The sequence below is a fragment of the Streptomyces sp. NPDC047000 genome (genome assembly GCF_040644295.1).
GTDB lineage: Bacteria > Actinomycetota > Actinomycetes > Streptomycetales > Streptomycetaceae > Streptomyces.
The window spans coordinates 145,336-158,693 of sequence record NZ_JBEYWE010000016.1 but is presented as its reverse complement, the minus strand read 5'-3'; the positions used below and the strand labels follow the sequence as shown (position 1 = coordinate 158,693).

Genomic DNA, 13,358 nt, shown 5'->3' with positions numbered 1-13,358 from the left:
CGGGCCCACCCGCCGGACCTCGGAAAGGACCACCCGCCATGCAGGTTCTCCAGCGTTCCCTGAACGGCCGTCACCGCACCGCCGCCGCCCTGCTCACCGCCGCCCTGCTGCTCGGCGGCGCCGGAGCCGCGACCGCCATGACCCTCACCGACGACCACGGCCGCACCCCCGGCCACGGCCGCGGCACGGACGACGCCCCCGGCCACCGGCGCCACACCGCCCACCCGGCCCCGACCGCCGGCACCGCGACCGGCACCCCCGACGACAGCGGCCACCACACCGGCCGCGACGACTCCACGGCCACGCCGTCGGCGCGCTCCACGCCGTCCGCCCAGGCCACGCCGGACGACCACGGCGACCACCGCCGCCACGACGGTCTCGACGACAACGGCCGGGACGACAGGGGCACGGACGACAACGGCCACGACCGCCACGGCAGCGGCAGCGGCCACGGCGGCGACGACCGCTACGACGACTGACGCGACCGCACCACCGCCGCACCACCCCCAGGCGCACGGGCCGGCAGCCGCCCCCCTCCCCTCACCGGGCGGCGGCTGCCGGCCCGTCGTCATGTGCCGTCCACCGGTCGGACGCGCGTGGCTCATTTCCGACCCGGCCGTCCGCTCCGGCAGGCCTCCCGCCCGGCCCGGACCCCCGCCGCACATCAGCCGTTCGGCGGCGCAGCACCGGCCCGACCCCCGTCGTTCAACCGGGCTTCCCAGACTCTGCACGTCCCCAGCCTGCACGTCCCTGCCGCCCGCGGGAGTTGAGTAATGACCCACAGCCACGGCCACAGTCACAGCCACGGTTCCGGACACCACCATCACGACCACGACAGCGGGGAGGCCACTTCGCTGCCGCCCGCCCTCGACCTCTCCGTCCCGGACGCCGAGCTGACGCCCGGCCAGCTCTCGCGCCGCTCCATGCTGCGCCGCACCGGTCTGCTCGGGGCCGGGCTCGCCGCCGGCAGCGTGCTCGCCGGTGCCGGGCAGGCCGCGGCCGCGGTGCCCGCGTCCTCCGGCTCGCGCAGCGACCGGTCCGGCGGCTACCTGTGGCTGTCCGGTGACCACCACATCCACACGCAGCACAGCTCCGACGGCAAGTACCGCGTCATCGACCAGGTCCGCCAGGGCAACGCGCACGGCCTCGACTGGATGGTCATCACCGACCACGGCAGCGACGCCCACGCCAAGATCGGTGTGGACAAGGTCAACCCCGACATCGTCGCCGCCCGCGACAAGATCGAGGACACCCTGGTCTTCCAGGGCCTGGAGTGGAACATCCCGGCCGCCGAGCACGGCACCGTCTTCGTCCACCCCGGCAGGAACGAGGTGGCCGTCCTCAAGGAGTTCGAGAACTCCTTCGACGGCTCGGTCAAGAAGGCCACCGCCAACACCGCGGCCAACGAGGCCCTCGCCATCGCCGGCGTCAACTTCCTCGCCGAGCAGATCCAGCGCCGCAAGGTGAAGGACGCCCTGTTCCTCGCCAACCACCCGGCGCGCAAGGGCATCGACTCCCCGCACGAGATCCGCGGCTGGCGCGACGCCCAGCCGCGCATCGCCGTCGGCATGGAGGGCGCCCCCGGCCACCAGGCCGCCGGTATCGCCGCCCCGCAGGGTCCCGGCTCCGGCCGCGGCTACTACGACAACAGCCCCAGCGCCGACTCGTTCGCCGCGTACCCGCTGGAGAGCTACCGCACCTGGGGCGGCTTCGACTGGATGACCGCCACCGTCGGCGGTCTGTGGGACAGCCTGCTCGCCGAGGGCAAGCCGTGGTGGATCACCGCCAACTCCGACTCCCACAACGTCTACACCGACACCTCGGTGCGCGGCCCGAACAGCGACTTCAACGCCAACGGCCGCTACGACGACCCGGTCTACGGCGGCGTCATGGACCTCTCCGACGGCGACTACTGGCCCGGCCAGTACTCCCGCACGCACGTCGGTGCCTCCTCCTTCTCCTACAAGGCGGTCATGGACGGCATCCGCGCCGGCCGTGTCTGGGTCGACCACGGCGGTCTCATCAGCGGCCTCAACGCCCAGCTCCGCTCCGGCAACCGCGCCGTCACCCTCGGCGACACGCTGACCGTGCGCCGCGGCAGCCAGGTCGACCTGATCGTCGAGATCGGCCTCGCGGGCGGCCCGAACTGGTCGCAGTTCGTGCCCACGCTGGCCCGTGTCGACGTCATCCAGGGCGACGTCACCGGCCCGGTCGCCGACAGGGACGTCTTCACCACGCCCGCCACCAAGGTCGTGAAGTCCTTCGAGGTGAACAAGGCCACCGGTACGGTCCGTCTCACCTACTCCCTCGGCAAGGTCGACAAACCGGTCTACGTCCGGCTGCGCGGCACCGACGGCAACCGCTCCGCCGTCGGCCTCAAGGGCGCCTCCGTCGACCCGGTGGGCCCGGCCATGGACGTCGTCGGCGACGCAGACCCGTGGAAGGACCTCTGGTTCTACTCCAACCCCATGTGGGTCCTGCCCGCATGAGCGGTACCCGTACGCATGCCGCGCCCGGCGTCCGCCCCGTCATCGGGGTGGACGCCGGGACGGTGTCCCTGGCCGAGGCCGACCATCTGGTCCACGACCTCGTGGCACGGCTGGGCGGCCTCCCGCCGGGGACGGTCGTCTGCACCCACCTCGTCCGCACCGACGAACGCCGCGGCACCGTCGTGTCGTTCGCCTTCCCCGAGGGCCCGGACACGGCCACGGACGCGGACGCGGTTGCCGACGGGGTCGCCGACGCGGTCGTCACCGACGCCGACGCCGTGTGGGAGCGGATCACCGGACCGGTGGAGGAAGGGGGCCACCTGCCCCCGGTTCTCGGCGCGGTGTTCGGCGAACGGACCCACGGCTCCCCCGCCGGCGTCTCCGCCGCCGCCCTCGCCGCCGGCGAACACGGCGGCCGGCTCGGCGGACGCGCCGTCCTCTACCCCGGCTCCGACCGCCTCACGGGCACGGTCACCGTGGCCGAGGTGCTCGGACTCAGCGCCGTGGAACGGATCACCGTGATCGGCGCACCGGCCGGCCCCGGCGGCCCGGACGACGGCGGACCCGACCCCGCCACCCCCGTCCTCACCCGCGATCACGTACGGCCCGAATGGCGGGACGGACGGCTGACGCTCGCTCTCGTCCCGGCCGTCGGCGGGACGCTGGCACCGTTCGAGGTGCCCGACCCCACCCCCTGCTGTGCCGACCACGCCTGACCGGCTGACCGCCTGACAGGCCCGTCGGCGGTCAGCCGCGGTCCGTGTGCCGCCGCAGTGCTCCGGCCGCCGTTCGCCACGCGTGCTCGGCCAGCAGGACCGTGGACGCCGTGGCGAGGCAGACCGCCCACTGGGCGGCGCTCAGGGCGACCGTGTCGAACACGCCCTGCGCGAACGGCGCCTGCACGGCGACGACCTGGCACACCAGGACCGCCGCCAGGTTGATCCACAGGACGCGGTTGCACAGCTGGTGGCGGCCCAGGACCGGGCCGTCCTCGGTGCGCGCCGCGAGGGCGTTGCAGAGCTGGAACAGCACGAACGTCGTGAACGCCATCGTCGCCGCCGTCGCACCGCCGGTGAGCTCGCGGGCGGCGGCGAAGACGGCCACCGTGCCCGCAGCCATGACCGCGCCCGCCCGGGTGATGGCGGTCAGACGCCGGATGCCGAGGATGCGCTCGTCCGGCGAGCGGGGCGGTCTGCGCATCACGTCGCCGCGCGGCGGGTCGACGCCCAGCGCCATCGCGGGCGGTCCGTCCATGATGATGTTGATCCACAGCAGCTGGATGGCGGACATCGGCGCGGGCAGCCCCGCCAGCACCGTGACGAGCAGCGTGAGGATCGCCCCGATGTTGGTCGACAGCTGGAAGCGGACGAACGTGACGATGTTGTCGTAGATGGAGCGGCCCTCGCGGACGGCGCGGACGATCGTCGAGAAGTCGTCGTCGGTGAGGACCATGTCCGCGGCCTCCTTGGCCACGTCCGTGCCGGTGACGCCCATCGCCACGCCGATGTGCGCGGCGCGCAGGGCCGCCGCGTCGTTGACGCCGTCCCCGGTCATGGCCACGATGTGGCCGCGCCGGGCCAGGGCGCGGACGATCAGCACCTTGTGCTCGGGCGCGACCCGCGCGAAGACGCCGGTGCTCTCGATGCGTTCCGCGAGCCGGTCGTCGTCACCCGGTCCGGTATCCGGCGCGGCATCCGGCGCGTCGTCCCGCTTGCCGCCCCGCCCGGTGTCCCGCCCTGCGTCCCGCCCGGTGTCCCGCTCGGCGTCCAGCTCCGCGCCCGTGACGACGTCTCCCGTGATCCCGAGTTCGCGGGCGACGGCGGCCGCCGTGTCGGCGTGGTCGCCGGTGATCATCTTGACGGCGACCCCCGCGGCCCGGGCCAGGGCCACCGCGTCGCGTGCCTGGGGACGGGGCGGGTCGGCGATACCGGCCACGGCGGTGAGCGTCAGGCCCGTCACCGCCCGCGGATCCGGGCCGTCCGTCCCGCCGGTGACGGTCAGGGTGGCCGTGGCGGCGCCCAGGACGCGCAGGCCCCGGCCGCCCATCTCCCGGGCGGCCTCGACGACCGTACGGCGGCGCTCGTCGGTGAGGAGGACGGGGCCGTGCCCGGTCAGGACGTGGGAGCAGCGGTCCAGCAGCACGTCGACGGCGCCCTTGGTGTGGACGCGGGTGCGGCCGTCGGCGTCGGTGTGGAAGGTGGCCATGAACTTGGCGGCCGGGTCGAAGGGCACCTCCCCGGTGCGCGGTGACCGTGCGCGCAGGGCGTCGGCGTCGAGACCGGCCTTGGCGGCGAGGACGACCAGGGCGGCCTCGGTGGGGTCGCCGATGACGCCTCCGCCGTTCCGGCCGGGGGTGACGCGGGCGTCGTTGCACAGGGCGAACGGCAGCAGCGCCTCGCGCAGCAGCGGATCCGGCTCGCCGTGGCCGCCGTCGGTACCGCCGTCGCCGTCGGCGGTGCGCAGGGTGCCGGAGACGCCGTAGCCCTCGCCGGTGACGTCGTAGCGGCGGCCGGCGGCCCACAGGGCGCGGGCGGTCATCTCGTTGAGGGTGAGGGTGCCCGTCTTGTCGCTGCACACCACGGTCGCCGAGCCCAGCGACTCGACGGAGGCGAGGCGTTTGACGATGGTGCCGCGCCGGGCCATGCGGTAGACGCCGAGGGCGAGGGTGAGCGCCAGGACGGCGGGCAGTCCCTCGGGGATCGCGGCGACCGCCAGCGCCACCGCCCGCAGTGCGAGATCGGCGGTGTCCTCGCCGCGTACCAGCGCCACCAGCGCGTACGCCGCCACCGCCACGCCGCTGACCAGCGCGAGGCGCCGGCCGAGGCTGTCCATCTGCACCTGGAGCGGGCTCGGCGGCTCGGCCCCGCTGCGCAGCGCCTCGGCGATCGCGCCGACCTCGGTGCGCATCCCGGTGGCCGTGACGATCATCTCGGCCCGGCCGCGGGTGAGCGCGGTGTTCATGAACAGCATGGCGGTGCGCTCGGCGACGGGTACGGCCGCACCCCCAGCGCTCCCGGCGTCCCCGGTCCCGGCGCTCCCGGCGTCCCCGGTGGGCGGGGTGGGCGCGGTGGTCTTCGGTACCGGCTGCGACTCACCGGTCAGCGCGGCCTCGGCGGCTTCGACGGACTCGGCGACGACGAGACGTCCGTCGGCCGGTACGCGGTCCCCGGCGTCCAGCAGGACCACGTCGCCCGGCACCAGGTCCCGTGCCGGAACCACCGTCACCTCGCCGTCGCGGCGCACCCGGGCGGTGGGCACCAGCATCCCGCGCAGGGCCTCCAGACTGCGCTCGGCACGGCGTTCCTGCAGATAGCCGATGGTGGCGTTGATGAGGAGGACGACGGCGATGACCACGGCGTCCTTGATGTCGCCGATGACCGCGGCGACCACGGCGGCACCGATCAGGATGCCGATCAGCAGACTGCGGAACTGGTCGAGCAGCCGCAGCCACTGCGGACGGCGGGCCGGTTCGGCCAGCTCGTTGGCGCCCCAGGCCGCGGTGCGCCGCCGGGCGTCGGCCGCGGTGAGACCGGTGACGGGGTCGACACCGAGCCGCGCGGCGATCTCGGCGGCGGGCAGCCGGTGGGCATCGCTCACGGGCGGGGGCGAGGGCGGCACAGGGCCGGGCGAGGGGACGGCGGCCGTGTCCCTCCCCCCGCTGCTCCTGCCCTGGCCTCCGCCGCCCTTGTCCGTGCCGGTGTCCACGGTCGCCGGATCACGCATCGCGGTTCTCCCCTGCCGTCACGTGGTACGCCGCCAGGCACCCCTGCCGCCTGACGACTACCGCCGGTCCCCGAACCTGCGGACCCGCAGGTTCGCGGGTCCGCGGGCCTTCGGGAGTCCGCCGGCCTTCCGGTTCGCGGCCTGCCGGTCCACCGGGTTTCCGGTCTACGGCCTGCCGGTCCATCGCCCTGCCGGCCCGCCACCCCCAGCCCCCAGCCCCCAGCCCCCGGGGCGCGGGTCCGTGGGTCTCACTGCGGGCCGAGTGTGCCCCGTACCACCGCGACCGGGCAGTGCGCGTGATGCAGCAGGGCCTGGCTGACCGAGCCCAGCAGCAGCCCGGCGAACCCGCCCCGCCCGCGCGCGCCGACCACCATCAGCTGCGCGGACCGGCTCGCCTCGATCAGCGCCTCCCGGGTGCTGCCGTGCAGGACCCGGTGCTCGACCTTCACCCCCGGGTACCGTTCCTGATGCCCGGCGAGGGCCTCGTGCAGCAGCCTCTGTTCCTCCTCGGCGAGGCCGCCGGGCGGGGCGGAGTACGGCTCGGACGGGTCCGGCGGGGCGGGCAGCGGCGCGTTCCACGTGGTCCAGGCGTGCAGGGCGACCAGGCCCGCGTCGCGGAACGCGGCCTCGGCGAAGGCGAACTCCACCGCCCGCTCACCGGCGACGGAGCCGTCCACACCGAGCACGATCGGCCCGTCCGTCTGCCGGTCCACCGGCCCGTCCGCCGACGCGGCTCCCTCCCGCCGCGTCCGTTCCCGGGCGACCAGCACCGGGCACCGGCCGTGCGCCGCGAGATGCACCGCGGTGGAGCCGACCAGCAGTCCCACGAACCCTCCCATGCCCCGGGACCCGACCACCACCAGCTCGGCGTCCCTCGACTGTGCCTCCAGGACGGTCAGCGGCTCGCCGGTCATGACGACATGGCTGACGTCGAGGTCCGGTTCCACCGCCCGGGCGCGCTCCACCGCCTCGGCCACCAGACGCTCGACCATGTTCCGGATCCCGCCCTCGGGCGGGCCCAGCGGAGAGCGCCCCAGCGGCACGTGCATCGCGGGCCAGAAGAACGCGTGCACCACCCGCAGCCCCGCTCCGCGCAACCGTGCCTCGTGCGCCGCGATCTCCACCGCCCCGAGGCCGGAGGCCGAGCCGTCCACACCGACGACCACCAGTCCGCTGACGCTCATCACCCTGCCTCCGTTCTCCGTCCGAAGACGCCGGTGCTCCCCTTTTTCCTCCCTTGTCCCCTATCTCCAGCGTCGGGCCGTACGGCCCTTCCCGCCATGGGCCCGTCCGGCCACGGCCGGGGTCCGTCGGCGGGGTTCGTACGGCTACCGTGCGATCCGCACCGGCTTCGACACCGTCACCTGGTCCAGGTCGGACACCCGTACCGTCGCCTTCACCGTCCAGGTTCCGGCGACGGGGACGGTGAGGCTGCCGGTGCCCCAGTAGCCGCCCAGGTCGGTCACCTTGGCGTCGATCGGACCGATCCTCTGGCTGGGCAGGGTGAGGGAGAGCCGGAGTTCGGGGACGCCGGCGAGGCCGCCGTCGGGACCGAAGACCACCGCCTCGACCGAGTTGCGGCCCACGCGGCCGGGATCGAAGGTGATCTGCACCGTGCCCCGGCCGCCCGGGGTGCCGACGTCGAAGGGGATCACCGTGACCGCCGCGACCGGCAGGCCGACGGCGGCCCCCGCCTCCTCCGCCTCCTTCGCCGCCCGGCCCGGCACGGTGCCGGTCAGCAGCGTCGTCAGCAGCAGGACCACGGCGGCCACCGCGGCCTCGGCCAGCACCGTGCGGCGCAGCGCCCGGTGGAAGGCGGCCGGCGTCGGGTCGTCGCCGGTTCCGGGCGGAGGCGGGGGCGACTGGGTCCCAGGAGCAGCGGACGGCCCAGCGGGTAGTGGCGTCGCGCCGGGTGGCGTCGCGGCGCCTGCCTCGTCACGGCCCTCGGCCTTGTTCCGGCCGGCCGCCACCGCCATCACCTTCGTCCCCGCCATCTCCGGCTCCTCCGCCGCGGCCTCAGTGTCCCCCGCCGCCCCCACAGCCACCGCCGGTCGCCATCGGGCCGTCCAGCGGCGGGAGCGGTCCGCGATGGTCAGCAGCAGGGTCACCGCGGCCACTTTCAGCAGCAGCAGACGGCCGTACGGCGTGTCGGTCAGCGCCTGCCAGGAGCCCAGGCCGCGCCAGGACTGGTAGACGCCGGTGATCACCAGAACGGCCACCGCCCCGGACGCCAGCCGGGAGAAGCGCACGACGGAGAGCACCAGGGCCCGGTCCGGCCGGGTCCGGTACAGCGTCGTGAGCAGCGCCGCCAGGCCGCCCAGCCACACCGCCGTCGCCAGCAGATGCAGCACCGACGACGCGATGGCCACCGGTACCTGGACACCGGCGGAGGCGTGGTCGGAGACCGCCCAGGTCAGGGCGAGACCGACGGAGAGGGCGCCGCCGGCGGCCAGGACGGCGGGCGGGGCCGTCCCGCCGGCCCGGCGTGTCCGGGCGGCGAGAACGGCCGCGCACAGCAGCAGCGCCAGCCTGGCCAGCAGGGCCTGGCCGGGACGGCCGGTCAGGGTGCGGTGCAGGGCCGACGCGTCGAACGCCGTCACCGGGGCGGTGCCCGTCTCGTAGGGGGCGCGCAGCAGGAGGAGTACGGCGGTGGCGGCCGCCAGGATCCACCAGCCGGACCTGAGCAGCGTGCGCAGGGGGCCGCGGTCGGGCGGGCGGCACAGGGCCGCGAAGGCCGCGGTGCCGATGAGGAGGGCGGCGGCCAGGTAGGCGGCGTAGCGGGCGGTGTCGTAGAGACCGCCCGTGAGCGGGTGCTCCACGGGGGACACCGGTACCGGCGGCGGGGTCGGGGAGGGCTTGCCGACCGAGAAGGTCAACGCGCCGGACACCGGGTGGCTGTCCGCCGAGACCACCCGCCACGCCACCGTGAAGGTGCCGGTGCCGAGCCCGCCGGGGAGCCTGACCCGGGCGGTGTCCGAACGGCCCGGCGCGTGTTCCGGTCCGGGGGTGTCGAGCCGCTTGTTGCCGGGGTCCAGGACGCGGAACGAGTCGTCGAGCAGGCCCACCGACTCGCTGAAGGTCAGCGTCACATAGCGGGGCGGGGACGCGACGACGCTCCCGTCGGCGGGATCGGAGCCGCGCAGCGCCGCGTGCGCCGATGCCGGGGCCGCCGTACCGAGGAGGAGGAAGGGGAGGAGGACCGCCAGGACGGCCAGCGCGCCCGGCACACCCCACCGGCGCGGCAGGGGTGCCCGCCGGGTGCCGCGCCCGCCGTCCGCCGTCCCGGTGCTTTCCCCGCTCGGCCGTCGCTCCACGTCGCCGCTCCGTCGTCGCTCCGTCACTCCTGCTCCGTATCCCGTACGGACAGAACGTCCGCCCCGCTCACGCGGCGCGCCGGAACGTGCGGAAACCTCGTCCCGTCCCCCGGACCCGCGGACACGCGCCCCGCACCCGCCGCCCCGCGCACGGTGCGACGCCCGTGCGACCGCCGACGTGACCGCCCGCTCGACCGCCGATGTGGCGACCGGTGCAAGCGCTGTCACCGTCGGTGCAACCGCGGGGGTGACCGCTGCCTCGGCCGCTGCCGGGGCTCCTCGCGTCCGGTGTGATGTTGGACCCGCGCCACGCCGCGCCATGCCGCGCCAGGACGGGCCGTTTCGACACCTTGATCTCCATTGCTGCGGCTTTTCCCCCGTCTTTTCCGGCCCCACACTCCGCCGCCATGGCTGCGCCCGGAACCGCTTGGCCGGTAGGCTTTCCGTGTGATCTTCAAGCGCATCGGAAACGGCCGGCCGTACCCCGACCACGGCCGGGAGAGCACCCGGCAGTGGGCGGACGTCGCGCCGCGCCCGGTCCGCCTCGATCAGCTCGTGACGACCAAGCAGCAGCTCGACCTGGAGACCCTCCTGGCGGAGGACTCCACCTTCTACGGCGATCTGTTCGCCCATGTCGTGAAGTGGCAGGGCGACCTCTATCTGGAGGACGGCCTCCACCGCGCCGTCCGCGCGGCCCTCCAGCAGCGTCAGGTGCTGCACGCCCGCGTCCTCGAACTGGACTAGCCGGGGGCGGTCCGTCGCGGGGCTCCTCCGGCCGTCGGTCCCGGGGGCCCGCTTGGCCCTTTCGGGTGCTCCCTCGGCGTCGAATGATCATCTAGTAGGCATTGCAGCTCCGGCGCACTACGCTGCGCTCATGAGCATGCTGACTCCCCCCGGCATGGGCGGCCAGTACCGGATCACGGGGGACAAGTTCCCTCGGATGCGCCCTCCCCGGCGACGCGGCCGGTTCGTCTTCATCGTCGTCGCGGGCGTCGCCGTGCTGGGGGTCCTCGGCTGGGGAACGCTGCAGCTCATCGACGTGTTCACGGGCGGCGGCAGGACCGCGTCCGCGGCCTCCGTCAAGTCCGGCTGCGCCGGCAAGGCGAGCCCGTCGCCCACCGTCGCGGCGGTGCTGCCGAAGCCGGGCCAGATCACCGTCAACGTGTTCAACGCCACGGCCCGCAGCGGCCTCGCCAAGGGCACCGCGGACGAGCTGAAGAAGCGCGGCTTCAAGATCGGCGAGGTGGGCAACGCGGCCAAGGAGTACGACAAGAAGGTCACCGGCAGCGCGGTACTGCTGGGCCCGCTGTCGTCCCTCAAGTCCGCCCTGCCGGTGCTCGGCACCCAGGTGGGCGGTGCCGAGCTGCGCACCGACGCCCGTAAGGGCGCCGACGTCGACCTGATCATCGGCGACGCCTTCAAGACGCTCGACAAAAAGGCGTCGGCGGACCAGGCGCTGACCGCGCTGACCGCACCGCAGCCGGCGGCCACCGCGTCGAAGAAGCCCTGCTGACGGCGCCGTAACCGTACACGTCCCCCGGCATACGCACCCGCGGGCGGCATACGCACCCGCGGACCGGGCCTGCCCGGCACCGCGAACCCGCGCGGCCACCGTCGTGTCACGTCCGTTCACGGCGGGCCGGAAGGCCCATGGGGTTGGGGAACGGGATGGTGCCGGACGTGAGGACCTGGTCGGCCAGCGGGCCGAGCAGGCCGAGGAGCCGGTCGGCCTCGGCCTGGGTGAGGGCGCGGTAGGGCCGGACGGCGAGGGCGTCGGTGCGGGCCTCGACATGGGCGCGCAGACCGCGTCCCTCGGCGGTGGGGTGGCCACCGCTCTCCAGCAGTCCCCGTGCGGCGAGACGGTCCGAAGCCGCCTGCCACTCCTCCTCCGACCAGCCGCGGTTGTCCCGCAGCACCGCCGCGGGCACGCCCTCGCACGCGGCGAAGAGCACATGGACCTCGCAGCCGTCCAGGCCCTCGGCGGTCAGCACGGCGACATGGCCGTCCCCGCGGTGCTCGCGCAGCGCCGTGGCGGCCTGCCAGAGGGCGCCGACCGGGTCCTCGGGCGTCGGCAGGCCTCGGTTGGCGGCGAACAACGGGCGCCCGGCGCCGTCCGCGACGGCGACCGTCCGTTCCAGCAGCGGGACGAGACGCGCCGCCGCGTCCGCCACCGACGGCACCACGCGGCGCAGTGCCGCGGTGGCCGCCCCGGCGCGGGCGCGGAGCACGGCCTCGGGCGCGGCGAACCCCCAGGCGCCGGGGACGGCACGTCGCACCATGGCGGGGTGGAAGTTGAAGAAGGCCGCCTCCACCGCACCGGCCGTCACCGCTCCCAGCGGCGCGGCCCGGGTCGCGAAGTAGCCCATCCAGAAGCCGCGCAGGCCGACCGCCCGGTTGGCCTCACGGCTCTCCGGCGCGAAGTACGTGACCGCGTGCAGCGGTTCCAGGACCTGCCAGACCGCACGGGCGAAGGCTGCTTCCATGCGCGTCATCCTCCCAGGCGGTCCGGCGCCGGACACAGGGGCCGGTGCACACCGGCACGGCCGCGAGACGCCCCGCCCGGTGGACGGGTCGCCCCGCCCGCACGCCCGATGCCCCGCCGAACCGCACACCGGCCGAACCGCGCACCCACCGAACCCGCGGCCCGAACCCGCGGCCCGAGCCCTCGGGTCGGCACGGCCCGGCACGGCACAGCACGGCATGGCATGGCATCGGCCGCGGCCCGGCATCGGCCGCCGGGCGGGCGGGCGGCTCGTCAGCCGGCCAGTCCGTACAGCCGGTCGCCCGCGTCGCCGAGGCCCGGGACGATGTAGCCGTGCTCGTTGAGGTGGTCGTCGATGGCCGCCGTCACGACCGTCACCGGCTTGCCCGCCAGCTCGCGCTCCATGACCTCGACGCCCTCCGGCGCGGCCAGCAGCACCACGGCGGTGACGTCGTCGGCGCCGCGCCGCATGAGCTCCTCGATCGCGGCGACCAGCGTGCCGCCGGTGGCCAGCATCGGGTCCAGCACGTACACCTGACGCCCGGACAGGTCCTCCGGCATCCGGGAGGCGTACGTGGAGGCCTTCAGGGTCGCCTCGTCGCGGATCATCCCCAGGAAGCCCACCTCGGCCGTGGGCAGCAGCCGGACCATGCCGTCCAGCATCCCGAGCCCGGCCCGCAGGATGGGCACCACCAGGGGGCGCGGGTGGGACAGCTTGACGCCGGTGGTGGACGCGACCGGGGTCCGGATGTCGACCGCTTCGGTGCGTACGTCCCGCGTGGCCTCGTAGGCGAGCAGGGTGACCAGTTCGTCGGCGAGCCGGCGGAAGGTCGCGGAGTCGGTGCGCTCGTCGCGCAGCGTGGTGAGCTTGTGGGCGACCAGGGGGTGGTCGACGACGTGGAGACGCATGTGCACAACAGTAGCCGCGCTCGCCGCCCTCGGCTGCTGGCATCAAACCGCCTGGGCGAGGGAAGGTGGACGGGACGGACCGAGGTGGTGACCCATGCCTGACCTGCCCGACAGCGCCTCCGGCGAAGGGGACGAGGCACCGGCGGAGATACCCGTCGCGGGCCGCCCGCCGGTGACCGACGCCGAGCGGCGCCGCCGCCGCGCCCAGTTCCTGCGCGATCTCGCGGAGGCCCGCGAACTGCGCGACCGGGTCCAGCCGCGGCGCGCCAAGGCGGCCCGGCTGCGGCACGCGATGCGCATGCGGACGTTCCGGTGGTAGGGAAGATCACACCGTGGGCGCGCGTTGTACGGAAGGCCGTGACCGGCCGCGGGGAAAACCCGCGTACGATCCGCAGGTGGCGGCAACGAGTGCGCTGGTGAGTCCTCCATGGACGAGCGGCC

Annotated in this window: 11 protein-coding genes; 6 read left to right on the top strand and 5 right to left on the bottom strand. The window is 74.9% G+C overall.

Translation table 11 applies throughout. The features are described 5' to 3' along the window. The first annotated feature begins 38 nt into the window (after positions 1-38). The 3 genes from ABZ862_RS24360 (at position 39) to ABZ862_RS24350 (ending at position 3,205) form a co-directional block, all read left to right on the top strand. On the top strand, positions 39-479 hold the full coding sequence (locus ABZ862_RS24360) for a hypothetical protein (protein WP_360961556.1): 441 nt from the start codon (positions 39-41) through the stop codon (positions 477-479). Between the two features lie 294 nt (positions 480-773). Then, complete coding sequence (locus tag ABZ862_RS24355) at positions 774-2,489, top strand: histidinol-phosphatase (protein WP_360961553.1); 1,716 nt, start codon at positions 774-776, stop codon at positions 2,487-2,489. Then, positions 2,486-3,205: a hypothetical protein gene (locus ABZ862_RS24350; RefSeq protein WP_360961550.1), complete on the top strand. Its 720-nt coding sequence runs from the start codon at positions 2,486-2,488 to the stop codon at positions 3,203-3,205. The genes ABZ862_RS24355 and ABZ862_RS24350 overlap by 4 nt, the downstream gene beginning before the upstream one ends. A gap of 31 nt (positions 3,206-3,236) precedes the next feature. Here the strand turns inward: ABZ862_RS24350 and ABZ862_RS24345 are convergent, their stop codons facing one another. The 3 genes from ABZ862_RS24345 to ABZ862_RS24335 form a co-directional block, all read right to left on the bottom strand. Next, positions 3,237-6,212: a cation-transporting P-type ATPase gene (locus ABZ862_RS24345; RefSeq protein WP_360961547.1), complete on the bottom strand. Its 2,976-nt coding sequence runs from the start codon at positions 6,210-6,212 to the stop codon at positions 3,237-3,239. Positions 6,213-6,460: 248 nt separating this feature from the next. After that, the gene (locus ABZ862_RS24340; RefSeq protein ID WP_360961544.1) at positions 6,461-7,396 is read right to left on the bottom strand and encodes a universal stress protein; all 936 of its coding nucleotides are present in this window, start codon (positions 7,394-7,396) and stop codon (positions 6,461-6,463) included. Between the two features lie 144 nt (positions 7,397-7,540). Beyond that, entirely contained in the window at positions 7,541-9,439 is a 1,899-nt protein-coding gene (locus ABZ862_RS24335) for a copper resistance protein CopC (protein ID WP_360961611.1), read from the bottom strand. Positions 9,440-9,973: 534 nt separating this feature from the next. Between ABZ862_RS24335 and ABZ862_RS24330 the strand changes: the two genes are divergently transcribed. Both ABZ862_RS24330 and ABZ862_RS24325 read left to right on the top strand, forming a co-directional pair. Beyond that, complete coding sequence (locus ABZ862_RS24330; protein WP_004943146.1) at positions 9,974-10,270, top strand: type II toxin-antitoxin system VapB family antitoxin; 297 nt, start codon at positions 9,974-9,976, stop codon at positions 10,268-10,270. Between the two features lie 130 nt (positions 10,271-10,400). Continuing rightward, positions 10,401-11,039: a LytR C-terminal domain-containing protein gene (locus ABZ862_RS24325; RefSeq protein WP_360961540.1), complete on the top strand. Its 639-nt coding sequence runs from the start codon at positions 10,401-10,403 to the stop codon at positions 11,037-11,039. A gap of 106 nt (positions 11,040-11,145) precedes the next feature. Here the strand turns inward: ABZ862_RS24325 and ABZ862_RS24320 are convergent, their stop codons facing one another. Both ABZ862_RS24320 and upp read right to left on the bottom strand, forming a co-directional pair. After that, positions 11,146-12,009, bottom strand: coding sequence for a hypothetical protein (locus ABZ862_RS24320; protein ID WP_360961537.1), 864 nt, complete (start codon positions 12,007-12,009; stop codon positions 11,146-11,148). Positions 12,010-12,281: 272 nt separating this feature from the next. Then, a complete protein-coding gene (gene upp, locus ABZ862_RS24315; protein ID WP_360961535.1) occupies positions 12,282-12,917 on the bottom strand; it encodes a uracil phosphoribosyltransferase in 636 nt (211 codons plus the stop codon). Positions 12,918-13,011: 94 nt separating this feature from the next. On the opposite strand from upp, the gene ABZ862_RS24310 reads away from it, so the two are divergent. Then, positions 13,012-13,236, top strand: coding sequence for a hypothetical protein (locus ABZ862_RS24310; protein WP_360961532.1), 225 nt, complete (start codon positions 13,012-13,014; stop codon positions 13,234-13,236). The last annotated feature ends 122 nt before the right edge of the window (positions 13,237-13,358 follow it).